The organism is Bradyrhizobium nanningense, from assembly GCF_004114535.1.
In the GTDB taxonomy this organism is placed as follows: Bacteria; Pseudomonadota; Alphaproteobacteria; order Rhizobiales; family Xanthobacteraceae; genus Bradyrhizobium; species Bradyrhizobium nanningense.
This window is the reverse complement of record NZ_LBJC01000071.1, coordinates 1-24227: the sequence shown is the minus strand read 5'-3', so window position 1 is coordinate 24227 and position 24227 is coordinate 1. Positions and strand designations below refer to the sequence as shown.

Sequence of the window (24227 nt, the reverse complement as noted above, 5' to 3'; positions counted from 1 at the left end):
GGGAGAACGCTCAGGCCTCGCCGAGATCGGGCTCCGTCAACAGGCCCTGGCGCAGCGCGAGGCGGACCAGCTCGATGTCGGAGCCGACGCCGAGCTTGTCCTTGATCAGGGAATGCAGGTTCGCCACCGTCTTCGGGCTGACATGGAGCGTCTCGGCGATCTCGTCCGTCGTCTTCTCGGCGAGCAGCAGCCGCAGCACCTCGAACTCGCGGGCGGTGAGGACGTCGGCGGCCGAGCTTTCGCCGCCGAGCCGGCTCAGCGCCAGCTCGTGATCGATGTCGGGGCTGATGGCGATCTTGCCGGCGAGCACATCCATTACGGCCCGCACCAGCGTTTCCGGCGGGCTGGTCTTGGTGACGTAACCCCTGGCGCCGGCGCGGATCGCCTGCACGGCGAAGCCCGCATTCTGGTGCATGGTGAAGATGAGGATCCTTGCGCCCTTGTCCCACTGCCTGATCCGCCTGATGGCCTCGATGCCGCCGATGCCGGGCATGCTCAAATCCATGATGACGAGATCGGGCGCTTCGGATTTGTAAAGCCGGTAGGCCTCCGCGCCGTCGGCCGCTTCGGCGATGACGCGCAGGCCCGGCTGCTTCTGCAGCACGGAGCGGTAACCCTCCCGGACCACGGAATGGTCGTCGACCAGCAGGATCGACGCGTCGGCCGCGCTCATGCCGCATGCTCCAGCACCTGAGGCTCGGCGGCGGCGAGCGGAATGACGACGCGCAGCGCCGAGCCGCCGTGTGGGCCGACCTCGAAGCTCATCTGGCCACGCAGGGCCGCAACGCGCTCGCGCATGCCGAGCAGACCCATGCCGGATTTGCCCGAGGCATCGCTGGGCCGGCCGTCGTCGTCGATGGCAAGCGCGATCTCGTCTACGGCCATCGTCAAATGGACGCCGACCTTGGTCGCGCCGGCATGCTTGGCGGCGTTGGTGAGCGCCTCCTGCACGATGCGGTAGAGGTTGGCGCTGATCGTGGCGGGCAGGGTCTCGAAGGCGCCGTCGAACTGGATCGTGAAGCGCGTCTCGCCGCGGCTGCGGCCGTTCCAGCCCGCGACGAGGCCTTCCAGACTCGCAACGAGGCCGAGCTCCTCGACGTCGGGCGGCCGGAGCCGGAACAGCGCGCCGCGCAGCGTCTCCATCATGCCGGTCGCGGTGCGCGCGATGCCGTCGCATTCGGACAGCAAAGCGGGGCACTCCTGCGCGGCGGTCTGGCGGGCAGACGAGGCCAGCGCGCGGATGGCGGCCAGCGACTGGCCGAACTCGTCGTGCAGCTCGCGAGCGAGATGGCGACGCTCGTCGTCCTGCAGCGCGATCAGCTTGCGCGTCAGCTCGCTACGTTCGGCCAGCGCATTGTCGAGGCTTTCGGCGAGATGGTTGAAGCCGTCGCGGATCGCAGAGAGTTCGGCGAGATCGAACGGCGGCAGCCGCGCCGTGAGGTCGTTGGCCGCGATCCGCTCGAGACCGGTGCAGATCAGGCGGGTTGGGCGTAGCGCGCGCGCCAGCGCGGCGTAGACCAAGAGGCACAACAACGGCAGCGCGATCGCAAGCGCGATCATCAGGCGGCCGGCCTCGTGCCAGGCCTCCGCCGTCTGCACCGCCGGATCGACCGAGACCACGGTCTCGCCGAGCTTGGCGCCGCGCACGATCACGGGCCGCGCCGCCTCGCGGCCGGGATCGAACAGGCTGCGATAGAAGGCTGTGAAGGCCTGTGGTGGCGGGCTCGCCGGGGCCGGCGCACCGCTGCAGAACCGCTGCAGCATCTCGCCGCTCGCGCCGCGGAATGCCAGACACAGGCCGGGCGTCATCACATAGGCCGCGACGGGGTCGAGGTTGGGAAAGTCGCGCGGACCGGCCACCCACTGGATCTTGCCCTGCTGCAGCTCCAGCGACTTCGCCACGATCGCGGCGACGCCGTCGATGCGCGCATGGGCGTCGCGGTCGGCGGCGATGAGGAAATAGGCGGAGATTGCGGCGAAGCAGGCGGCCGTTATGGCGGCCACGCGCAACGTCAGACGGACCTTGAGATCGAATCTCGGGCGGTTCCACATTGGGGAGCACCTTGCGCGAACGGTTCTGTCGCCTCCGTATTAAACGGCAGAACGCCAGCCGCGGAAAGCACCACGCGCTACCGCAGTGCAATGTCGTGAAATTTTCCCGGGGCTCGCCGGGATACCCCCCGTTGCAGGGGCTCGGGCTGGCCGCCGAGATTTGCGAACCGCTCGTTCTAGCGAGGCCCCGCTCATGCACCTCTCCCGGTTGATCCTGCCTGCATTTCTCCTCTTCGTCCTCCCTCATGCCCCGGCTGCCGCCGAGGCCGCCATCGGCGTGGCCGTGGACGATTTCAGCTATACCGATACGTCCGCCGAGCCGACCAATCAGACTGCGGCCCATGAGCGGCGGCTGTCGGCGTTCATGGCCGCGCTCAGGCGGGATATCGGCGAGGCCGGGCGCTATCGGCAGGTGCCCTCTGCTCAGGACGGTGCCGCGTTCAAGGTCATCGGCGGCATCCAGAAGACGAGCACGCTGGTGCAATGGGCCAAGGTCGCGGTGATCGACGTCGGCGCCAAGAAGCTCGTGATGGACAAGCTCTACACCTTCCGCGGTGACAATGATGAATCGTGGGAGCGCGCCGAGATGTTTGTCTCGCGCGAGGTCATGGCTGCGCTCGCAACGCCGGCGCCGGTCGCGCTCGCGGTGTTCGAGTTCGAGCTCGAGGATATGACGGCCGCATCAGCGGGCGCCTTGGCCGCTTCAGATGCGTCGTACCTCGCCGAGGTCACCGACGCCGTGCGCGAGGCGCTCGGTCAATCCGGGCGCTACCGGATCGTCGAAGTCGGCCGCGAGGCGGCGGCAACGGCAGGAGCGCTGCGCGACTGCGGCGGTTGCGAGGCGGCAATTGCGAAAGAGCTCGGCGCGGATCAATCGCTGATCGGCGTGGTGCGGCGGGTCAGCCGCACCGAATACACGCTCGGCTTCCAGGTGCGCGATGCCGGCACCGGCGCGGTGCTGTCGCGGGGCGACAGTGGCCTGCGCCTCGGCGCGGACTATTCCTGGAAACGGGGCGCGGTGCGGCTGGTCGGTGACCGGCTGATCGAAAGCCAGCAGGCCGCGGGCGCTCAAGAGCGATGAGATTCATCGCTCTTTCGATTTTTGGTTGAGCATGATCTCATCAGAAAACTGCCGCACACTTTTCCGGATCATGCTCTAGAAAGTGAGCTGCACCTTCATCGACTGTGAGCGGTCGCTGGCGAGCTCGAAGGCGGCGATAGCGTTCTCGAACGGCATGGTAGCCGTGATCAGCGGCTTCACGTCGATCAGGCCTTCGCCCATCAGCCGCACCGCCAGCTCGAACTCCGGGTCGAAGCGGAAGGTGCCGCGCAGCTGCAATTCCTTGGCGACGATGGAATTGATCGGCAGCGTCATCTCGCCGCCGAGGCCGAGCTGTACCAGCGTGGCGCCGGGGCGCAGCACGTCGAGCGCGGTGCGGAGCGCCGCCTGATTGCCGGAGGCTTCGAACAGCACGTCGAACACGCCCTTGCCGGCGCGCCAGGAATCAAGCGCCGCGGCATTGGTCGCGACGTTGATGGCATGACTGGCGCCGAGCTTCCTGGCAACCGCAAGCGGCGCCTCGGCGACATCGGTCACCACGATCTCGGACGCGCCGCCGAAGCGAGACACCAGGATCATCAGCGCGCCGATCGGGCCGCAGCCGGTGATCAGCACGCGCTTGCCGAGCAGGGGGCCTGCCTGCCGGCCGGCATGCAGGCACACCGCGAGCGGCTCAGCGACCGCGGCTTCCGCCAGCGACAGCTTGTCCGCGATCGGCACGGCCTGGATGGCGTCGACCGTGATGAATTCACGGAAGCCGCCTTGCACGTGAGGAAAGCGCATCGCGCTGCCGAGGAAACGCATGTCGAGGCACTGGTTGCGCATACCTTCCTGGCAATGCAGGCACGCCCCGCACGGCTTGCTCGGATTGACCGCAACGCGCGTGCCCGGCTTCACGCCGGTGACGCCGTCACCGACCGCGGCGACCACGCCGGCGATCTCATGCCCCAGCGCCATCGGCTGCTGGATGCGGACGACGCCGAAACCGCCGTGATGGTAGTAGTGCAGGTCGGAGCCGCAGATGCCGCCATTGGCGATCTTGACGCGGACCTCGCCCGGGCCGGGCTCCGCGTCAGGATAGTTGTCGATCCGCAGGTCTTTCGGGGCGTGAATGACGACGGCGCGCATGGGCTCGTTCCTTCAGAGTTCGGCAATCACATCGCGGCGATCATGCCGCCATCGACATAGATGATCTGGCCGTTGACATAGGTCGAGGCGTCGGAGGCCAGGAAGATCGCCGCGCCGACCAGCTCGTCCGGCTTGCCCCAGCGCTTCGACGGGATGCGACCCATCAGCCAGTTGTTGAAATCGGCGTTGTTGACGAGCGCCTCGTTCATGTCGGTCAGCATGTAGCCGGGGCCGATCGCGTTGGCCTGGATGCCGTGCTGGGCCCATTCCACCGCCATCGAGCGGGTCAGGTTCTTGATGCCGCCCTTGGCCGCGGTGTAGGGCGCGATGGTGGGGCGGGCGAGCTCGCTGCCGAGCGAGCCGATATTGATGATCTTGCCGTGCTTGCGGGGGATCATGCGCTTGGCGGCCTCGCGGCCGATCACGAAGGCGCTGGTGAGGTTGGTCTCGATCACCTTGCGCCATTCGTCGGTGGTGAACTCGACCAGCGGCTTGCGGTGCTGGATGCCCGCATTGTTGACGACGATGTCGAAAGCGATGCCCTTCTTGTCGAAATCATTGAAAGCCGCGACGATCGCAGGCTCGTCGGTGACGTTGAACGCGGCGCCCTCGGCCTGATGCCCGGCGGCGCGAAACTCGGCGACGGCCTGCTCGACTCGCTCAGGGTCGACGCCGTTGACGATGATCCTGGCGCCGGCCTTCGCCATGCCCTCGGCGATGGCGCGGCCGAGACCGCGGGACGAGCCGGTCACGAGCGCGGTGCGGCCGGAGAGATCGAACAGGGAGGTGCTCATAATCGGAAAGTCCTTAGACGTTGGAGCGGCGCACGGTGAGATCGGAGCGGTCGAAGACACCAGGCAGGAGGTCGACGCCGAGGCCGGGACCTTCCATTGGATAGACAAAACCGTCCTTGATCACAGGCATCGTGGTGACGAGCTCGTTGTACCAGCCCTTGTAGAAGGCGCGGACCGATTCCTGGATCAAGGTGTTGGGCTGGCTGAACGACATGTGGATGGCGGCGATGAAGCCGATCGGGCCGATGCAATCGTGCGGCGCGAATGGCCGGTGATAGGTCTCGGCCATCGCGGCGATCTTGCGGCCCTCGGTGAGGCCGCCGGTCCAGCACAAATCGGCCATCACCACATGCATGGCATCGCGGTCGAGCATGTCCTTGTAGGGGAAGCGCGAGCCCAGCGTCTCGCTGGCGCAGACCCAGACGTCGGTCGAGCGGGCGTATTCGGCGAGCGCCTGCGGCGAGTTCATCCGGATCGGGTCTTCGTACCAGGTCGGCTTGTAGGGCTCGAGCGCGCGCGCGATCTGCTTTGCGGTCGGCAGATTCCAAAGCGAGTGGAGCTCGACCATGATCTCCATCTTGTCGCCGACCGCTTTGCGGATCTTCTCGAACGGCTCGATCGCCTGCTTCATCTGCGCGGCGGTGATGTAGAGCCCCTTGTTCTCCTGAGCTGCCGGATCGAACGGCCAGATCTTCATCGCCGAGATGCCGCTTTCCAGGAGGCTTTCGGCCAGCGCATCGGCGCGGTTCATGAAGCCGTCGAGATCTTCATAAGGACCCTTGGAGGCGCCGAGATTCCAATTCGAGACCGGGCTGATATTGGTGGAGCGGACATATTGCGTGCCGGCGCAGGTGTTGTAGATGCGCTGCTTGTCGCGGCAGAGGCCGCCGAGCATCTGGTGCACCGGCTGGCCGCAGACTTTGCCGAACAGATCCCACAGCGCAATGTCGATCGCGGATGCCGCGCGATATTCGACGCCGGTGGATGACTGAGCCATCGGCAGGTTCAGCATGTCGCGGTGGATCGCTTCGATGTGCAGGGGATTGCGGCCGAGCAGGCGGCCGGCACAGGTGTCGTGGATCTGCGCCTCGACGGCGCCGGCGCCATAAAAGGTTTCGCCGAGCCCGATCACGCCCGTATCGGTATGGATGCGCACCCAGATGACGTTGGAGAACTCCTCGGTGCGCAGGGTCTCGATCGACGTGATCTTCACGGCAACAATCCTCCCGTCGGGGCCCATAGCGCCCGCTTTGTTTGTCGTTTCTGTGCCGCCATTGCCGGCGGGACCGGCGGTAGTCATAGCTCCGCTTGTAATATATCACAACATGTTTTAAGGATATCACAAACAGGGCGCCGCCACGCAACGAGCGGGGGCTGACGGGAGGACGACATGGCACGGCGCAAGCGCGCGCTCGAGGTGGTGAGAAGCGACGACGACGGCGAGGGCAGGCCCTCCCGGCGCAACCGCGTCAACTTCTTCGAGCTGGCCTATCAGAAGATCGAGGAGCTCCTGGTTCATTGCGAGCTCAAGCCCGGTCAGTTCATGACCATGCTGGAGTTGCAAGAGATCACGGGCTTGGGCCGCACGCCGGTGCACCACGCCGTCAACCGTCTCTCCGCCGACACGCTCATCATCATCCGTCCGCGCCACGGTCTGCACATTGCGCCGATCGATCTGGCGCGTGAGCGCATGCTGCTGGCCTTGCGCCGCGACATGGAGCGCTTCGTGGTTCGCCTCGCGGCCGATCGCGCCAGCCTCTCGCATCGCAATCAGGCGCTGCACATCGAGCGTTTGCTGCGGGAGCGCCGCGCCACCTTGAGCCTCGACGAATTCAACAGCATCGACCGGCGCATCGACGCGCTGGTGCTGGAGGCCGCGGGCGAACCGTTCCTGGTGCACACCCTGCGCCCGCTGCACACGCTGTATCGCCGCATCGGGTATATCCACCATCGCTTCATGCCGGGACAGACCGACCTGTCCGGCACGATCGATCACCATCTCGCCATCCTCAGCGCCGTCGCCAACCGCCGCATCGACGATGCGGTGAAAGCGAGCGATGCGCTGATCGACTACATGGACGCGATATTCACCGGGATGGAGGCGGGGATCGACCCGCGCCTGCTCGATTGCAGCATTGAGCCGCTGCTGGGCACCTAGAGAGTTTTGAAGAGAGGACCAGAGATGTCGACGATGGCAATGCCACAACCGACCGCGAGCGAAGCCGCGGTCCGCTACCTCATCACGAACTACAGCCCCAAGGGCAACAAGGTCGGCTGGCTGATGATGGCCTCGATCCTGGTCGAAGCCTGGGACCTCTATTCGATCGCCTTCGTGCTGATCTTCATCAAGGAACAGTACAACCCCGATCCGCTGATGCTGGGCCTGGCCGCGGCCGGCACGCAGGGCGGCGCCCTGATCGGCGCACTGCTCGGCGGCTGGCTCTCCGACAAGATCGGCCGCCGCGTCATGTTCCTGGCCACGATGGTGCTGTTCATCGTGCTCGCGCTGGCGCAGGCCTTCGTGCCCAATGTCACCTGGCTCGTCGTGATCCGCTTCCTGCTCGGCATCCCGCTCGGCTCGGACATCTCGACCGGCTACACCTACATCATGGAATCCATGGCCAAGGGTGAGCGCGAGGTCATGGGCAATCGCTGGCAGTTCATGTTCGCGGTCGGTGAAGTCTTGACCGTCGGCGTCATCGTCATCTTCCTGCTGCTCGACATCCACCACGAGACGCTGTGGCGCGTGACGCTCGGTCTCGGCGCGCTGCCGGCCCTGATTATCCTGGTGATGCGCCACGACGTGCCGGAGACGGCGGTGTGGCTGGTGCAGAAGGGACGCTACCGCGAAGCCAAGCAGGTCGCGCGCGAGATGTTCAACGACAATCTCGACATGCTGCCCGACCAGGACGTTGTGGTGCCGAAGGTTTCAACCCGCGCGTTCCTCGCCGACCTCAAGAAGGATCCGATCCGCTGGCGCGCGACGGTCTACGGCTGGATCGCCTGTTTCATGCAAGCCAGCGAGTTCTCGACCTTCGCGTTCTACCTGCCGGTCCTGTTCGCGATGGTCGGCGTCTCGTCGATCCTCGGCAACAATCTGGTGACGATGGCGCTGTTTGCCTTCGCCGGGCTGTCGGGCTGGGTTGGACCCTTGCTGACGCCGAAGATCGGCCATCGCGGCATCGCGATCGCGGGCTTCTCCATCGTCCTGATGTCGCTCCTGGTCGCGGCCTTCGCGCTCTACACCGACAACAAGATTTTGCTGCCGTTCGCTGCCGCCGGCATGCTCTGGGGGCACTATTGGGACGCCTCGAACTGCATGACGATCCCGACCATGGTCGCCCGGCCTAAATATCGCGGCACCGCGAGCGGCTTCGCCTACATGTTCGTGAAGCTGCCGTCGTTCCTGGCGATCTTCCTGTTCCCGACGGTGTTCGCCGCGATCGGGCAGGCCAATGCGACGCTGATGGTCGCGATCTTCCCGCTGATCGGATTGCTTGCAGCAATCTTCATCCTGCTGGAAGTCTACGGCTACGAGAACGACTGACGAACCGGTGCCCGGTCGCGGCCACGGCCGCGATCGGGACTTACTTCGGGATGTTGCGCGCCGGCGACTACGGGCTCAGGAAGACCGGATCGATTCCCGTGCCATGGCTGAGCAGGCCGAGCGCTTGAAGCTGGGCAGAGTGGAGGTCCATCTCCACGATGGCGAACAGAGTGAACAATGCCACCGCGGAGATGACCAGAAGGGGGTGGGCCGTCTCGGCGCCGCTCTCGCTCGCTGCGGTGAGGCTCCGGATCGCGCGACGCAGAAGGGAGTTCTGCGGTAACGCCTTCGATTGGATCTGCATCACGAACCTTCCTTGACGCGCGATATCCATCTGATTTGCGCGACAATGGAATTTTAGCCACGGCTTCGCCGCCGGCATTGACGCACCGCAAATGGCCTGCACTTCATTTCGAAAGTGGCGTCCGGCCTGCCTTACCTGATGGCTGCCGCCAACGCTGCGATCAGAGCCGGCGGCGTCACCAGCAGTCCCAGCTTGAGGAATGGCCAGGCCCCGACCTCGATCTTTTCCCGGCGGAGCGCGACCAGCCAGAGGATGGTGGCGAGCGATCCGGTCACCGACAGATTGGGACCGAGGTCGACGCCGATCAGGATGGTGCTGACGACCGGGGCGGGCAAATGATCGCTGGCGGCAACCGAGCCGGCGACGAGGCCGACCGGCAGGTTGTTGGCGATGTTGTCGGCGAGCGCGGTGGCAACGCCGACGCTCCAGGCCGCCTGCGGGATCGATTGCGCCACCGCCTGGTGGAGCAGGGCGCTCAGCTGCGCGATCACGCCGGTCCTGATCAGCGCTTCCACCATGACAAAGAGCCCGCCGACCAGCGGCAGCACGCTCCAGGACACGCCGCGTAGCACCTGCAAGGGTGATTGCCGGTTGATGAGCAGCACGGCAGCCGCCGTCGCGGTCCCGCAGACGAATGTCGGCAAGCCCAATTGCAGATCGAGCGCAGAAGCCCAAATCAGCACGATGCCGATGGCGCCGATGCCGTAGGCAGTCAATCGGCCGCCGCGGCCGAGCTTCGGGTGAGGGACCCGCGTTTCGATCGTTTCGTGCTTCAGCTCGCGGTGCAGCGCAAGGCGCAAGGCGACGTAAGTGAGCACGATTGAGGCAAGTGACGGTAGCGCGAATTGACGGAGCCAGGTTCCGAGATGCGGCATGTGCTTGCCGAACACCACCAGGTTGGCCGGATTGGAGATCGGCAGCACGAAGCTCGCGGCATTGGCGATGAAGGCGCAGACGAACAGATAGGGCAGCGGCTTGGCGCCGGCCGCGCGTGTCGCGGCATAGACGGCGGGCGTCAGCACGATCGCGGTGGCATCGTTGGAGAGCAACACCGTCACCAGCGTGCCGACGAGATAGATCAGCAGGAACAGCCGTTGCGGCGAGCCGCGTGCATGCTCGACCGCAAAGGCGGCGAGATAGTCGAACAGGCCTTCGAGGCGGGCGAGCTCGGCGATCAGCATCATGCCGATCAGGAAGAGGTAGACGTCGAGACCTTTTTCGATGCCGGCGAGCGCATCCCGCCACGGCAGCAAGCCTGATAGCACCAGGGCGCTCGCGCCGATCGCGGCCCAGATCGCTTCGGGCAGGCGAAACGGCCGGATGATGACGCCTGCGGTCGCGACGACGATGATGCTCCAGGCCCAGATGGCGTCAGACGGCACGGTCGGCAAGTCGATCTCCAAAATCCGTCCCTGACTACCGTGCCCGGGACGGATCCGCCAGCCTCAAAACGGCGCCGTCAGCAGCATGGTGCCCGCGCCGATGCTGTGGGCGCACCCTACCAAACACTCCGCTGTCATCCCGGACAAGCGTAAGCGCAGATCCGGGATCCATACCGCGGAATCTTTCTCGGGACACATACGTCGTCGTTCTTCGCCAAACACGGTCCTGTGGCTATGGGTCCCGGATCGGCGCGCGCTTGGGGCGCGCTTGTCCGGGACGACACCGTGGGTTTGGCTCACATTCAGCGTGTCACCGACAGCTTCTCCGTGATCGCCTTGCGCAGGATGCGTGACAGCGACTCCACCGAATACGGCTTTTGGATCAGTTCGAAACCGCGATGGGCGTTTTCGGCGAGCACGTTGCTGTAGCCTGAGGTGAGCACCACGGGCAGGCCCGGATAGCGCTCGCGGATGATGCCGGCAAGCTCGACGCCGTTCATGCCGGGCATGATGACGTCGGAGAACACGAGGTCGACGGCGAATTCGTTCTCGCCGAGAATGGCAAGGGCCGCGTTGGCATTGGCGACGCGACGGACGACATAGCCGAGATCTTCCAGGAGCTCGGTGGAGAACTGACCGACATCGTCATTGTCCTCGACCACGAGCACGCGGTAGCCGCGCCCGGTGGTGGCGGCCTCGTGGGTCAGCGCCGCTGCTTCCTTCTCGCCGACAGGGCTCTGTGCCTGCGGCAGGTAGATGGTGAAGGTCGCCCCCTTGCCTTGCGTGCTCGTCACCGCGATGTCGCCCTCGGACTGCTTCGCGAAGCCAAAGGCCTGGCTGAGGCCGAGGCCAGTGCCCTTTCCGACCTCCTTGGTGGTGAAGAACGGCTCGAAGATGGAGTCGAGATGTTCCGGCAGGATGCCGCTGCCGGTGTCGGCGACGGAGATGGCAACGTAGTCGCCGCTGCGCGCAGACTGCGCGCGCAGGCTGGGGATGCCGGAAACCTTGCGCACGGCAATGGTGAGGCGGCCTTCGTCGTCCATGGCGTCCCGGGCGTTGATGGCGAGGTTGATCAGCGCGGTCTCGAACTGGGCGATGTCTGCGACGGTGAAGCAGTCGGCATCGTGAATCTCCACCGCGATTTCGATACGGGCGCCGACTAGCGGCCGGACCAGTTGCGCGACGCCCTCGACCTGGCTGCCGACGTTGAAAATCTGCGGTTTCAGCGGCTGCCGGCGCGCGAACGCCAGAAGCTGAGCGGTCAGCTTGGAGGCGCGTTCGACCGTCTCGGAGATGGCATCGACATAGCGGCGGCGGCGCTCTTCCGACAGCTCGCGGCGGCGCAGGAAATCGGTGGCCGAGCGGATGATGGTGAGGAGATTGTTGAAATCATGCGCGACGCCACCGGTGAGTTGGCCGATCGCCTCCATCTTCTGTGACTGCCGCAATGCTTCCTCGCCGCGGCGTCGCTCGGTGATGTCGACGGCCTCGGGCACGGCGCCGGTGATGTTGCCGTGGCGGTCGAGCACGGGGCGCATGCCGAAGTCGAAATCGCGCTCGCCGATGGGAAGGTGCAGGCGCATCTCGAGCCGCACAGCTTCGCCTTTGAGCACGCTCTCAAAGGCCTCGCGCACGGCGGCGCTCATGCCATCGGTGCCGGTGAACCAGGGCGTGTCCCAGAACGGCTTTCCGATCACGTCCGCAGCGCTCGCCTTGATGCCGTCGAGCGCGGTGCGGTTGGCATAGAGCAATTCGCCCTTGAGGTTGACCAGGCCCTGATATTGGTTGCTGGTGGCCAGGATGGCGCGCAGCCGCGACTCGTTGGACTCGAGCTCGGCGGTGCGCTCGGCGATGCGCTGTTCCAGCGTCTCGTTGAGTTGCCGCAGCTCGATCTCAGCCTGCTTGGCGACGGTGATGTCGTGGGCGACGCCGATGAAGCCGATATGCTTGCCGGTCGGGTCCCAGCGCGGCTGCGATTCCGAGCGCAGCCAGCGCCATTCGCCGCTGGCGTTCTTGTAACGCGCTTCCAACACGAAGGGCTTGAGTGAGGCTTCGCCCTGGACGGATTGCTGAAGCACGTGCGGCAGGTCGTCGGGGTGCAGCACCTTGCGCCAGTCGAAGTCGATGGCCTGATCGTAGGGCAGGCCGACGAAGTCGACATAGGCCTGGTTGGCGAAGGACCGCTTGCGGTCGAGCTTGGTCACCCAGATCGGCACCGGGGCGCTGTCGGCGATCAGGCGGAAGCGCTCCTCGCTCTCGCGCAGGGTCTCGCGCGCGAGCATCTGGTCGGTGACGTCGATATGGGCGCCGACGAGGCGGATCGCGCAGCCATTCTTGTCGCGTTCGATCTTGGCGACGACCCGGATCCAGCGGGTCTCGCCGTCATTGGGGCGGATGATGCGGTATTCGGCGCTGTAGTCTTCGCCGGTGCCGGCGAGAGCTTCGAAGAAGTGCTTTACGGTGGCATCGCGGTCGTCGGGATGGATGCGATTGACCCATTCCTCATGCGATTCCTCGGCCGCCTCCGGCGGCAGGCCGTGGAGCATCAGATATTCGGGTGAGCGACGGTTCTTGAAGCCGTCGCGGAAATCGACCTCGAAGCCGCCGACCTTGCCGATGCGCTGGATGCGCGCCAGCTCGGCCTCGCGCTCCTGGATCGCGCGATAGGCGTTGTCGCGCTCGCGCGCGACGTCTTCGAGGTGTTGACGCAGCCTTTCGGCGGCGATGGTCTCGGGCAAGGGATCGTTCAAGGCATCGGCCGTTGTCATGCAGGAGCGCACGTGCCGGACCGATATTCACACAGACGGAGCGTGATGGCCATTGCCTGGAGGAAAGCGCGTGGCAGGAAAATCTGGGCTTGCGCGGACCGAAAAAGTACGCCTTGCCAATGCCGGGTCTGGCAATTTGTTCCAGAGACTGGAACGATCAGCCGGCGGACGCGTCTTCGCGAGGCGCAATGACGAGCTCCATGAAGCTCCCCTTTCCGAAGAGGCCAAATCTTGAAGCTCTTTGTCTGCCAGGCCTGCGGCAACGTCCTGTATTTCGAAAATCGCGCCTGTGAACGCTGCGGCCATCGGGTCGCTTTCCTGCCCGAGCAGGAGACGATGTCGGCGATCGAGCCGGACGGAGAGGCCTGGAGGATGCTGGCCGACAAGGGCGAAAGCCGGATGCTGTGCCGGAACGCCGGGTACGACGCCTGCAACTGGCTCACAGACGCGGGCGATACCACCGGCTATTGCCGCGCCTGCCGCCATAATGGGATGGTGCCGAATCTCTCGGATCCGGCGCAGCTCGCCGGCTGGCGCGAGCTGGAGGTGGCGAAACACCGTCTGTTCTATTCCCTGATCCGCTGGAAGCTGCCGCTCTGGACGCGGCAGGACGACCCCGAGCATGGTCTGATCTTCAATTTCCTGGCTGACGATCCGAACAGCGGTGAGAGGATCATGACTGGCCACGACAACGGCTTGATCACGATCGCGCTCACCGAGACCGATACCATCGAGCGCGAGCGGCGCAGGCTCGAAATGGGCGAGCCGTACCGTACGCTGCTCGGGCATTTCCGCCACGAGGTCGGGCACTATTTCTGGGACGTGCTGGTGCAGGGCGGCGGCAAGCTCGATCAATGCCGCGCGGTATTCGGTGATGATTCCGCCGATTACGGCCAGGCCTTGCAGCGCCATTATGCCGAAGGCCCGCCGCCGGACTGGCAACAGACCTACGTCTCAGCCTATGCCACGACCCATCCCTGGGAAGACTTCGCCGAAACCTGGGCGCACTATCTCCACATCGTGGATGCCCTGGAGATGGCTGGCGAGTTCGGCATGGAGGTGCGCCCCAGGGTCGACCGCGACGGGGAGTTGACGGCGCGTATCCGTTTCAACCCGTACGAGGCACGCGACGTCGACGCGCTGGTCAACGCATGGCTGCCCTTCACCTTCGCCATGAACAGCGTCAACCGCGCCATGGGCCTGCGCGACCTCTATCCCTTCATCCTGTCGCCCGCGGTGGTCGGCAAGCTGGGCTTCATTCACGGCCTGGTCCGGGACGTGGCCAAGTCCGCGTCCAAGTCCGCGTCCAAGTCCGCATCCAGGTCCGGGAGGGCATAGGGCATCCGCGGGCTCGCCAGCCCCGTTTCCAAACCGGTTGGTCTTGCGCTGGCCCGCTGGAAGCGGGCCGGATTTAGACCGTTGCCTCCGGCTCATTTTGATGTACCACGGAAGCCACACGGCCCAGCCCCATAGGCCCCAACGGCCAGGGAAGGGTCCCGCCCAAGGTCGAGACTCAAGAAGAAGCATGTTCAAACGCATTCTGATCGCCAATCGCGGCGAAATCGCCTGTCGGGTCATCAAGACCGCTCGCCGCATGGGGATTGAGACGGTTGCGGTCTATTCCGAGGCCGATCGCGACGCTCTCCATGTCGAGATGGCCGACGAGGCCGTGCTGATCGGCCCGCCCGCGGCGGCCGAGAGCTATCTGGTGATCGAGAAGATCGTCGAGGCCTGCCGCAAGACGGGCGCCGAGGCCGTGCATCCCGGTTACGGCTTCCTGTCCGAGCGCGAGGCGTTTCCGCGCGCGCTGGAGGCGGCCGGTATCGTTTTCATCGGCCCGAACCCGGGCGCGATCGCCGCGATGGGCGACAAGATCGAATCCAAGAAGGCAGCGGCGAACGCCGACGTCTCGACCGTGCCGGGCTTTCTCGGCGTCATCGAGGATGCCAAGCATGCGGTGAGGATCGCCGACGCGATCGGCTATCCCGTGATGATCAAGGCCTCTGCCGGTGGTGGCGGCAAGGGCATGCGGATTGCCTACTCGACCCAGGAAGTCGAGGAGGGATTCGGGCTCGCGAAAGCGGAAGCGAAGGCCTCATTCGGCGACGACCGCGTCTTCGTCGAAAAGTTCATCGTCGATCCTCGCCACATCGAGATCCAGGTGCTGGGCGACAAGCACGGCAACGTCATCTATCTCGGCGAGCGCGAATGCTCGATCCAGCGCCGCAACCAGAAGGTCATCGAGGAAGCGCCGTCGCCGCTGCTCGACGAGGCGACGCGCCGCAAGATGGGCGAGCAGGCCGTCGCGCTGGCCAAGGCCGTGAACTACGATTCCGCCGGCACCGTCGAGTTCGTCGCCGGGCAGGACAAGAGCTTCTACTTCCTGGAGATGAACACGCGCCTGCAGGTCGAGCATCCCGTCACCGAGCTCGTGACCGGCATCGATCTCGTCGAGCAGATGATCCGCGTTGCCGCGGGCGAGAAGCTCGCCATCGCGCAGAAGGACGTCACACTGACGGGCTGGGCGGTGGAATCGCGACTGTACGCCGAAGATCCGTTCCGCAACTTCCTCCCGTCGATCGGGCGTCTGGTAAAATATCGTCCGCCGGCGGAAGCCAGCCACGACGGCATCACCATCCGCAACGACACCGGCGTGCAGGAGGGCGGCGAGATCTCGATCCATTACGATCCGATGATCGCCAAGCTCGTCACCCACGCGCCCTCGCGCGCGGCTGCGATCGAGGCGCAGGCGACCGCGCTGGATTCGTTCTACGTCGACGGCATCCGCCACAACATCCCGTTCCTGTCGGCGCTGATGCATCATCCGCGCTGGCGCGAGGGGCGGCTCTCGACCGGCTTCATCGCCGAGGAATTCCCCAAGGGCTTTGCGGTGCGCGTGCCGGAAGGCGAGGTCGCACGGCGCATCGCCGCGGTCGGCGCCGCCATCGATCACGTGCTCGGGGAGCGCAAGCGGCAGATCTCGGGCCAGATGGGCGGCCGGCTCGTGCAGCGCGAGCGGCGCCGTGCGGTCTGGCTCGACCGCCAGGAGATCCAGCTCGAGGTCGGACGCGAGGGCGAGGCCATCGCGATCCGCTTCATCGACGCCGAAGGAAAGGCCGGCAACGCGCATCTGCTGCAGTCGCCATGGAAGCCGGGCGATCCGGTCTGGCAGGGCACCATCGACGACCACTTCGTCGCGGTGCAGGCGCGCCCGATCCCAAACGGCATTCGCCTCGCGCATCAGGGCGTCGAGGTGCCGGTCTATGTCTGGACCGAAGCGGAGGCGACCTCGGCGCGGCTGATGCCGGTGACGACGGCCTCCGACAGCGGCAAGAAGCTGCTCTGTCCGATGCCCGGCCTCGTGGTCTCGATCGCGGTGAGCGAGGGGCAGGAGGTCAAGGCCGGCGAGACGCTGGCTGTGGTCGAAGCCATGAAGATGCAGAACGTGCTGCGCGCCGAGCAGGACGGCACGGTGAAAAAGGTTCACGCCAGCGCCGGCGCGACGCTGGCGGTGGACGCGCTGATTTTGGAGTTTGCGTAAAGCGCTTCAGGCACAACAGCAAACCCTCACCCTGAGGAGCCGCGCCTTCGCGGCGTCTCGAAGGGCGAGGCCACCAGCCGGGCCTGCATCCTTCGAGACGCGCGCAAGAGCGCGCTCCTCAGGATGAGGAATTGAGAGTGAGGCACCATGGCCTTTCGTTCCCGCCGCGAGAAACTTCGCTCCGTTCTGTCGGGCGCAGCTTGCGTCCATCCCGGCTCGGTCTACGACGCCATCTCGATCCGCATCGCCGAGGATCTCGGCTTTCCGCTCGGCATGTTCGGCGGTTCGGTCGCCTCGCTCGCGGTGCTCGGCGACCCCGACGTCACGCTGATCACGCTCACCGAGCTTGCCGAGCAGATGCGGCGGATGTCGCGCGCCTCCGCGCTGCCCGTGCTGGTCGATGCCGATCACGGCTATGGCAACGCACTCAATGTCAGGCGCACGGTGCAGGAGCTGGAGGCGGCGGGCGCCGCCGGCCTCACCATCGAGGACACGCTGCTGCCGGCGGCCTTTGGCGAAGCGAAGACGCAGTTGATCTCGCTCGAGGAAGGCGTCGGCAAGATGAAAGCCGCGCTCGCCGGCCGCAATGATGCTTCGCTGGTCATCATGGGCCGCACCGGAGCGGCTTCGATCACCTCGATCGAGGACGCGATCCGCCGCGCCAAGTCTTATGAATCCGCCGGTGTCGACGCGCTGTTCTTCACCGGCATCAAGTCGCGTGCCGAACTCGAGGCGGTGCGCGCTGCGACGCGCCTGCCGATCGTCGTCGGCGGCGCGCCCGAGGACTTGAACGCGCTCGATTACCTCGCAGGTCAGCGCGTACGCATCGCGCTCCAGGGCCATGCACCGATCGCCGCCGCGACACAGGCCGTGTACGAGACCCTGAAGGCGCTCAGCGAAGGTACGTCGCCCAAAGGCCTCAGAGGGCTCGCATCCTCGGAGCTGACGGCCCGCATCATGCGCGAGGCCGATGTCAAGGCGCGCAGCGCCGACGTCCTCGGATTGAAAAAATGAGCCGGGCGATTCTCCAGGTGATGATCCGCGGGCGCGTGCAGGGCGTCGGCTATCGGGCCTGGGTCGAGTATCAGGCGACGGCGAGCGGCCTCGAAGGCTGGGTCCGCAACCGCCGCGACGGCAGCGTGGAAGCGCTGTTCGCCGGCACGCCGAAGCACGTCGCCGACATGGTTGCGCTGTGCCGCCACGGCCCGCCATCCTCGCGCGTCGACAGTGTGACGAGTGAGACGGCCGGTGCGGATGAGCTGAATTTGCGCCGGGCAGGGGAGGCGTTTTCGGTGTTGCCGACGGTGTAGGTGTATCGACTCTCGCCCCGCTTGCGGCAGGCTATCGTAAATGGCGCTTTGCGGCATCTGAGCGCACGCCTCGTCCTTCGAGACGACCGCTTCGCGGTCTCCTCAGGATGAGGTTAAGTAGCATTGGTGCTCGTTGAAGCGAGTGCCGCGAACAAGATCCTCATCCTGGGGGCCCGCCAACGGCGGGCGTCTCGAAGGATGGCCACAGGCGAGATCGCTCCCATATGCAATTGCCCTGCCGCACGCGGGAGAGGCGAAGGAAAGACCTCACCTTGGCAGCTTGGCGATGGCCTCGCTGAGCTCGTGGATCTCATACGGCTTGCGCAGAATCGGGAAATCGCCACGCACGTCGGCGGCGACCTCGCTGTAGCCGGTGGCGAGCAGGATCGGCAGGCCGGGGCGAATCTCGCGGAGATGATAGGCGAGGGTGAGGCCGTCCATCTTGCCGGGCATGACGATGTCCGAGAACACGAAGTCGACGCCGTCGGTCTCGATCTCGCGCAAGGCAGCTTCGGCGTCCGCAACCCGGCGCACCTGGTAGCCGAGCTGCTCCAGCAGGCCAATGCTGACAAGGGCGACGTCCGGATTGTCCTCCACCAGCAACACCGTGCCGCTGCCCTTGAAGCCCGGCTCGCCCGTCGTGTCCTGCGATGGCGCGTCTTCTCCGCGCGGCAGGAGGATGGTGAACGTCGTGCCCTTGCCGAGCTCGCTTGCGACCTTCACGGTGCCGCCAGCCTGGTGCGCGAAGCCGTGCACCTGGGATAGGCCGAGGCCCGTGCCCTTTCCGATCGGCTTGGTCGTGAAGAATGGCTCGAAGATCTTGTCGAGCACGTCGGAGGGGATGCCGAGCCCAGTGTCGGTGACGTCGATCGCGACGAAATCGCCGGTAAGCGATGCCTCGTCCAGCACGGCATTGCGCGCGCTGATCGTCACCGCGCCGCCATCGGGCATGGCGTCGCGGGCATTGATCACGAGGTTGAGCAGCGCGGTCTCGAGCTCGGAGACGTCGGTCTTGATCGGCCAGAGGTCGCGGCCGATGTCGAGGCCCAGGCGCACAGAGCTGCCGACACCGGCATCGAGCACCTCGCGGATCGCCGCGATGCGTTCGGCGAAGTCGATCGCCTGCGGATTGACGCTCTGCCGCCGCGCGAAGGTGAGGAGCTGGTTGGTCAACGCCGCGCCGCGCTTGGTGGCGGTCTCGATGGCCGAGATCGCGCGCTGAAGCTTAGCCGGGTCGTCGGCGCCTCGCTTCAGCATATGGAGGCTGCCGCTGATGATCATCAGGAGGTTGTTGAAGTCGTGCGCAACCCCTCCGGTGAGCTGCCCGAGCGCGTCGAACTTCTGGGACTCGGCGAGCTGCTTGTGCATCGCCTCGAGCTTGACCTGCGCATTGCGGCGTTCGGTGATGTCGCGCGTGATCTTGGCGAATCCGACCAGCTCGCCGTCCTCGTAGATCGGATCGATCACGACGCTGGCCCAGAAGAACGTGCCGTCCTTACGGACGCGCCAGCCTTCCTCCTCGTAGCGGCCCTTTTCCCGGGCGATGCCGAGCGCACGCGCCGGCTTGCCGTTGGCGCGGTCGGTCTCGGTGTAGAACCGGGAAAAATGCTGGCCGAGGATCTCCTGAGGCGAATAACCCTTGATCCTCTCGCCGCCGATGTTCCAGCTGGTGATGATCCCTTTGGGATCCAGCATGTAGAGGGCGTAGTCGGCGACTCCCTCAACCAACAGCCGGAAACTGCGTTCGCTCTCGAACAAGTCTCTCTGTTGACTGAACTTTTCGACCATTCCGGACCCCGCCTCGACGGGAACAAACGCCGCAGGCGGCCGGATGGTTCCCCTGGGGTGGGACATTTTTAGGCAGGTGTCCCGTACGCGTGCAGATAGGGCCGCTAAAGCGCCCATATCGTCAGGCTGCCGCCACGCTCCGGAACGTCGCCGCCACCGCACGCAGCGCTGCAAGCTTCGCGGGATCGCTGACCTTCGAATGCAGCATCACCTTCGAGCTGCCGAGTTTGGGCAGCTTGTGCGCAAGCCCGATGTCGACCAATCCGGGCGGCGCGATCCGTCGCGCCAGCGGCGCAATCGCAAGTCCGGCGAGCGTCGCTGCGACCACCGCCGTGACACCGCCGCCGACAAAGCGCTCGCGCCAGGCAATGCCTGCCTTGTCGAGGGCGCGCACGGCGATGGCGCGGACACCGCAGGGCGGGGCGAGCGTGGCGAGCGGCAGCGGCTCGCCTTTCGGCAGGGTGAAGCGTCGTGCGGCGAACCAGCCGAACGTGTCCTCAATCAGCTTCTCGCCGCCGCGGCGGCTGCCTTCCTGGCGCACGACCACCGCATCGAGCTCGCCTGCGTCGTAAGCATCCTGCATCTCGCGCGAGAAGCCGATGGTGACGGCGAGGGTGAGGTTCGAGGACATGGCGTGCAGGCGTTCCAGCAGCGGCACGAGCTCAGGGCCCGCCGCATGATCGGAGATACCGAGCGAGAGCGATTGTGCGGCCGGTGCCTCGCCCGACAGCGCGCGATCATGCGCCGCGATCAGCACACGGGCGCGTTCGAGGAAGCCGGCGCCGTCGGCAGTGAGCCGGACCGCGCGCGGCGAGCGCTCGACGAGACGTTTTCCCAGCAATGTCTCCAGCCGCTGCAGCTTGAGACTGACCGCCGCCTGCGTGGTGCCGAGCGCTTCGGCGGTGCGCGTAAAGCTCTGGAGGTCGGCGACCAGCAGGAAGGCCTGGACGGTGGCGATGTCGAGCGTCGGTGTCATTGTGGTTTTTTATCACTGCTATCAATATAGATAAGATATCAAAATGACGGCGACAGGTCTAGCTTCTCACCAACGCCGCGCTGACCGGCGCAGCATCTTGAGGAGAGCCAAAATGCCCCTGATCACCGTGTCCTACACCACCTCGCGCCAGTCGCCGTCGCTGAAGGCCGACATCGCGAATGCCGTATCCGAGCTCACCGCTGAGATATTGCACAAGGATCCCAGGGTGACCGCCATCATCGTCAAGTCGGTGGATGCCGATGACTGGTTCGCTGGCGGCAAGTCGCTGGCCGAGCAGAAGCTTGCAAGCTACTGGCTCGACATCCACGTCAGCGAAGGCACCAACACCAAGGACGAAAAGGCGGCCTATCTCGCCGCGATGTTCAAGCGCATGGCCGAAATTCTTGGACCGCTGCATCCCGAGACCTATCTGCATGTCGACGAGGTCAAGGGCGACGCCTACGGCTTTGGCGGCCTGACCCAGGAGCGCCGCTACATCGCCGGCAAGCTCGAGGTGTCGTTGCAGGCGGCGTAAGACCGCAAGCCGCGGGTGAGCCATCTCACCCGCGGCCTGATAGTCAGCTCGCGGCGCGGAACTGGACTTCGGAATTGTTCAGGAAGCACGTCTTGTCGAACAGCTTCAGGTCGAGCGGATTCGGCAGCCTGATATCGCTGAGATCGGGGCAGGGCTTGACCGAGGGATCATAGGATCTGTCGATCTGCGAGATGAAGACCACGATCAGCCCCTGATCGCATGCGAACGATTTCAGCGTGCGCACCTGAACATTGAGGTCGGGGTTTTCGCGCCTTTGGTCGAGCAACTGCAGATAGTCGATCACCACGAATGTGCCGCGGGGCGCCGCGGCCATTTGCTTGACGACGTAATCGGCACTGATGGCGTCGGAGCAATCGACCTCGAAGAGTTCATCGAATTGCGCGGGCTCGACGCCGATCGCCTGCAGGCGGTCCCGCACGTCTTTCTCGGTATATTCGAGCGAGAAGAACGCGGCCCGATGGCCTGACCTCATGGCCTCCACGGCAAGTTCGAGGCTCATCAGCGTCTTGCCCTGACCGGGCCGGGCGCCGACCAGCACCATGTCGCCTGGCATGAATTGCGGGAACAGCCTGTCCGCGGGCGTCAACGCGGCGGCTTTCGCTGCGAGCATGCTCCAGGCGGAAAACCCTTCCGTCCTGGCGATGCGGTCAAGCGCGTCGTGCAGTGGAACGCCTTCCTCGCGGGACAGGCGCTTCGCTCGTCGCTTCAGATGATAGATCGGCGCAGAAAGTCTCATCGTCAAAACCTCCCATTGCGAGCAGAAAACGCAATCCCTCCTTATGCCTGGCGCTCGAAACAGTCGGTCCGATGATCTCATCGCCCTGCATGAGGTCTGCTTTCCCGGCGGAGGGGGGAGGCGTGGGCGGCGCCGGACCTAGACATAGCCGATTCCGCGGGAGAGGAGAACGCAGGCATTGCGTCTCCAACAGGAAAGCGTCAGGCGGCCGTTTCCGGCAGCAGCGCGCGGGTCGGTCCGAACAGCTGTTCGAACGCCTGGCGTAGCGCGATATCGACGTCAGCCATGGCGACGAGCTGGCCGAGGTCGACCAGCGAGGTGACGCCGTAGCGGGCGTCAGTGACGCCGCACGGCACGATGCCGGCGAAATGCGATAGCTCCGGCTCGACATTGATCGCGATGCCGTGGAACGAGACCCAGCGCTTCAATCGCACGCCGATCGCCGCGATCTTGTCTTCGTGTTCGGGCCCCTTGTCGGGCCGCTTGACCCAGACGCCGACCCGGTCTTCGCGCCGCTCGCCGCGGACGTTGAAGGCGGCGAGCGTGCGCAGGATCAGCTCCTCCAGGCTGGCGACGTAGGCCCGCACGTCCGGCCGGCGGCGCTTAAGGTCGAGCATGACATAGGCGACGCGCTGGCCAGGCCCGTGATAGGTGAGCTGGCCGCCGCGTCCCGTGGCGAAAATCGGGAATCGGGGATCGAGCAGGTCGGTGGCCTTGCCCGAGGTGCCGGAGGTATAGAGCGCAGGGTGCTCCAGCAGCCAGACCAGCTCCGGCGCCTCGCCCGCCGCGATGGCGGCAACCCGGGCTTCCATCGCGGCGACCGCCTCCGGATAGGGCACCGGCGCGTCCGAGATCCGCCACTCGACCGGCTCGCCGCCTGCGGCGGAAAACGGCGTCAAATCGAGCTCCTGACGCGGGTCTTGGCGCGGATCTTGGCGAGGGTTTTGCGGCGAATTAACCATTGCCTAACCATAACGTGGTGATCATCTCGGGGGCAAATACCAAGTCCTTTGGTCAAGTCCCAAATCAAGTCCCAAGTCCCAAGTTGCGGCGGTCCTGACAGTGCCCACCCTCGATAAAGTCACCGTGGATCTCATGGTCGTCCTCGGGACGACCACCATGCCGATCCATCAGGTATTGCGTCTTTCCCGCGGCGCCATCATCGAGCTGGACGCGACCGAAGCCGACGAGGTGAAGGTGTTGGCCAACAATCTGCCGGTCGCCTCCGGCGTCGTGCTGGTGGACCGCAACCGAATCGCGGTCGAGGTCAAGCAGATGCTGCCGCGCTCACCGGGCACGCGATAGCGGCCCGGGCACCCGTAGGGCCCGGGCACCCGTAGGGCCTGGGCACCGGGGGCAGGGCCAATTCGGGGAGGGGCCCGAACTTTCGTGCAAAGCTTGTGGGATTCAGGGCCTTTGCAGGCTTGTACCCCTCTGATGGATTTGTTAGATCGGCGCCGTTGATCCGGCCGGCCTTCAAGCCTCAGGCCGGTATCCCCAAAGCGCTCGTGGCGGAACTGGTAGACGCGCTGCCTTGAGGTGGCAGTGAGTAAAATCGTGGGGGTTCGAGTCCCTCCGAGCGCACCAGGCGGCATAAGTCATTGATACGAAAAATGATTCGTTGAGACTTGTTCCCACATTGTTACCCACACCGAACGTTAGAACTTCATTCCGCGAGAGCTCCGCACTCGACTTTCGCGTCTTGGTTCGGCGCTTTCCCTTTTCGGTCGAGCATCTTGATTTGAACCAACCATATGCGGTGCAAAACCACTATTTGCTCGCGACAGGGCGCTAGCGTGGCTCAGCGCAGAAATCGGCAGGTTCACATTTTCGGCGGGATCGCGCTTATCTGAACTACTTGGGGCGCTGGATATCGAGGATATCCAACACCGGAGGGCCGATGTGGCGGCACTCACGACGGCCACCACGAATGCCGGGTATCCTTCGCAGCCCAAGAGTTGAAAGGAGTTGAACGCAATGATCCTTGAATCGATTATCACCTGCCCGCATTGCGGCACCTCGAAGTCGGAAACGATGCCGACCGACGCTTGCCAGTTCTTCTATGTGTGCGCAGGCTGCGGCGCAAAACTCCGGCCGAAGGAGGGTGATTGCTGCGTGTTCTGCTCCTACGGCTCCGTGCCATGCCCGCCGATGCAAGCCGAGCATTCGGGGAATGTTTCATGCCGCAGCGCCTAGGTGTGGAGCCTCAAGAGGTTATCCTTGGTCAAACCGAGCCTGCTGATCGGCGTTTGAGAGTCTATACCACCGTGAGGTCGGTGCCAGTT

The 24227-nt window shown here is 65.2% G+C and carries 22 protein-coding genes and 1 tRNA gene; 11 read left to right on the top strand and 12 right to left on the bottom strand.

The window, feature by feature from the left end:
• Positions 1 to 10 precede the first annotated feature (10 nt).
• Positions 11 to 673, bottom strand: coding sequence for a response regulator (locus XH84_RS33030; RefSeq protein WP_128918079.1), 663 nt, complete (start codon positions 671 to 673; stop codon positions 11 to 13).
• Complete coding sequence (locus tag XH84_RS33025; protein WP_128918080.1) at positions 670 to 2052, bottom strand: sensor histidine kinase; 1383 nt, start codon at positions 2050 to 2052, stop codon at positions 670 to 672. Before XH84_RS33025 ends, XH84_RS33030 begins: the two co-directional genes overlap by 4 nt.
• 193 nt (positions 2053 to 2245) lie before the next feature.
• Here XH84_RS33025 and XH84_RS33020 point away from each other — a divergent pair, with 193 nt between their 5' ends.
• Positions 2246 to 3133, top strand: coding sequence for a DUF3280 domain-containing protein (locus XH84_RS33020; protein WP_128918081.1), 888 nt, complete (start codon positions 2246 to 2248; stop codon positions 3131 to 3133).
• A 75-nt stretch (positions 3134 to 3208) separates the two neighbouring features.
• On the opposite strand, the gene XH84_RS33015 is transcribed toward XH84_RS33020, so the two are convergent.
• From XH84_RS33015 to XH84_RS33005, 3 genes are read right to left on the bottom strand one after another with little or no spacing between them, the layout of a single operon-like run.
• The gene (locus XH84_RS33015; protein WP_128918082.1) at positions 3209 to 4240 is read right to left on the bottom strand and encodes an L-idonate 5-dehydrogenase; all 1032 of its coding nucleotides are present in this window, start codon (positions 4238 to 4240) and stop codon (positions 3209 to 3211) included.
• A gap of 26 nt (positions 4241 to 4266) precedes the next feature.
• Positions 4267 to 5034 (bottom strand): SDR family oxidoreductase, encoded by a 768-nt coding sequence (locus XH84_RS33010; RefSeq protein ID WP_128918083.1) that lies wholly within the window; start codon positions 5032 to 5034, stop codon positions 4267 to 4269.
• A 13-nt stretch (positions 5035 to 5047) separates the two neighbouring features.
• A complete protein-coding gene (locus XH84_RS33005; protein WP_164936076.1) occupies positions 5048 to 6247 on the bottom strand; it encodes a mandelate racemase/muconate lactonizing enzyme family protein in 1200 nt (399 codons plus the stop codon).
• 177 nt (positions 6248 to 6424) lie between these two features.
• Here XH84_RS33005 and XH84_RS33000 point away from each other — a divergent pair, with 177 nt between their 5' ends.
• Both XH84_RS33000 and XH84_RS32995 read left to right on the top strand, forming a co-directional pair.
• A complete protein-coding gene (locus tag XH84_RS33000) occupies positions 6425 to 7192 on the top strand; it encodes a GntR family transcriptional regulator (RefSeq protein ID WP_128918085.1) in 768 nt (255 codons plus the stop codon).
• 24 nt (positions 7193 to 7216) lie between these two features.
• Positions 7217 to 8581 (top strand): MFS transporter, encoded by a 1365-nt coding sequence (locus tag XH84_RS32995; protein ID WP_128918086.1) that lies wholly within the window; start codon positions 7217 to 7219, stop codon positions 8579 to 8581.
• 67 nt (positions 8582 to 8648) lie between these two features.
• Here the strand turns inward: XH84_RS32995 and XH84_RS32990 are convergent, their stop codons facing one another.
• From XH84_RS32990 to XH84_RS32980, 3 genes are all read right to left on the bottom strand, one after another.
• Entirely contained in the window at positions 8649 to 8885 is a 237-nt protein-coding gene (locus XH84_RS32990; RefSeq protein WP_164936077.1) for a hypothetical protein, read from the bottom strand.
• Between the two features lie 131 nt (positions 8886 to 9016).
• Positions 9017 to 10267, bottom strand: coding sequence for an arsenic transporter (locus tag XH84_RS32985; protein WP_128918100.1), 1251 nt, complete (start codon positions 10265 to 10267; stop codon positions 9017 to 9019).
• Between the two features lie 302 nt (positions 10268 to 10569).
• Positions 10570 to 13047, bottom strand: a complete 2478-nt coding sequence (locus tag XH84_RS32980; protein ID WP_128918087.1) for a hybrid sensor histidine kinase/response regulator — start codon at positions 13045 to 13047, stop codon at positions 10570 to 10572.
• 219 nt (positions 13048 to 13266) lie between these two features.
• Here XH84_RS32980 and XH84_RS32975 point away from each other — a divergent pair, with 219 nt between their 5' ends.
• The 4 genes from XH84_RS32975 to XH84_RS32960 all read left to right on the top strand — a co-directional run bounded on the left by XH84_RS32975 (position 13267) and on the right by XH84_RS32960 (position 17886).
• Complete coding sequence (locus XH84_RS32975) at positions 13267 to 14373, top strand: zinc-binding metallopeptidase family protein (RefSeq protein WP_128918088.1); 1107 nt, start codon at positions 13267 to 13269, stop codon at positions 14371 to 14373.
• Positions 14374 to 14560: 187 nt separating this feature from the next.
• Complete coding sequence (locus XH84_RS32970) at positions 14561 to 16576, top strand: acetyl-CoA carboxylase biotin carboxylase subunit (protein WP_128918089.1); 2016 nt, start codon at positions 14561 to 14563, stop codon at positions 16574 to 16576.
• Between the two features lie 147 nt (positions 16577 to 16723).
• Positions 16724 to 17590, top strand: a complete 867-nt coding sequence (locus XH84_RS32965) for an isocitrate lyase/PEP mutase family protein (RefSeq protein ID WP_128918090.1) — start codon at positions 16724 to 16726, stop codon at positions 17588 to 17590.
• A complete protein-coding gene (locus XH84_RS32960; RefSeq protein ID WP_128918091.1) occupies positions 17587 to 17886 on the top strand; it encodes an acylphosphatase in 300 nt (99 codons plus the stop codon). The genes XH84_RS32965 and XH84_RS32960 overlap by 4 nt, the downstream gene beginning before the upstream one ends.
• A gap of 267 nt (positions 17887 to 18153) precedes the next feature.
• Here the strand turns inward: XH84_RS32960 and XH84_RS32955 are convergent, their stop codons facing one another.
• Together XH84_RS32955 and XH84_RS32950 are read right to left on the bottom strand one after the other, a co-directional pair.
• Positions 18154 to 19674, bottom strand: a complete 1521-nt coding sequence (locus XH84_RS32955; RefSeq protein ID WP_128918092.1) for a PAS domain-containing sensor histidine kinase — start codon at positions 19672 to 19674, stop codon at positions 18154 to 18156.
• A gap of 121 nt (positions 19675 to 19795) precedes the next feature.
• Positions 19796 to 20650, bottom strand: a complete 855-nt coding sequence (locus tag XH84_RS32950) for a LysR substrate-binding domain-containing protein (RefSeq protein WP_128918093.1) — start codon at positions 20648 to 20650, stop codon at positions 19796 to 19798.
• A gap of 112 nt (positions 20651 to 20762) precedes the next feature.
• Here XH84_RS32950 and XH84_RS32945 point away from each other — a divergent pair, with 112 nt between their 5' ends.
• The gene (locus tag XH84_RS32945; protein ID WP_128918094.1) at positions 20763 to 21185 is read left to right on the top strand and encodes a tautomerase family protein; all 423 of its coding nucleotides are present in this window, start codon (positions 20763 to 20765) and stop codon (positions 21183 to 21185) included.
• A 43-nt stretch (positions 21186 to 21228) separates the two neighbouring features.
• Here XH84_RS32945 and XH84_RS32940 read toward each other — a convergent pair whose 3' ends face one another.
• On the bottom strand, positions 21229 to 21942 hold the full coding sequence (locus XH84_RS32940) for a DNA helicase (protein WP_164936078.1): 714 nt from the start codon (positions 21940 to 21942) through the stop codon (positions 21229 to 21231).
• A gap of 200 nt (positions 21943 to 22142) precedes the next feature.
• Positions 22143 to 22904, bottom strand: a complete 762-nt coding sequence (lipB, locus tag XH84_RS32935; protein WP_128918095.1) for a lipoyl(octanoyl) transferase LipB — start codon at positions 22902 to 22904, stop codon at positions 22143 to 22145.
• Between the two features lie 100 nt (positions 22905 to 23004).
• Here lipB and XH84_RS32930 point away from each other — a divergent pair, with 100 nt between their 5' ends.
• From XH84_RS32930 to XH84_RS41135, 3 genes are all read left to right on the top strand, one after another.
• Positions 23005 to 23247: a FliM/FliN family flagellar motor switch protein gene (locus tag XH84_RS32930; RefSeq protein ID WP_018647371.1), complete on the top strand. Its 243-nt coding sequence runs from the start codon at positions 23005 to 23007 to the stop codon at positions 23245 to 23247.
• Positions 23248 to 23444: 197 nt separating this feature from the next.
• Positions 23445 to 23529: transfer RNA gene (locus tag XH84_RS32925), tRNA-Leu, on the top strand.
• 390 nt (positions 23530 to 23919) lie between these two features.
• Positions 23920 to 24138 carry a GDCCVxC domain-containing (seleno)protein gene (locus XH84_RS41135; RefSeq protein WP_128918096.1) on the top strand — a complete coding sequence of 73 codons (219 nt, stop codon included), beginning with the start codon at positions 23920 to 23922 and terminating at the stop codon, positions 24136 to 24138.
• The last annotated feature ends 89 nt before the right edge of the window (positions 24139 to 24227 follow it).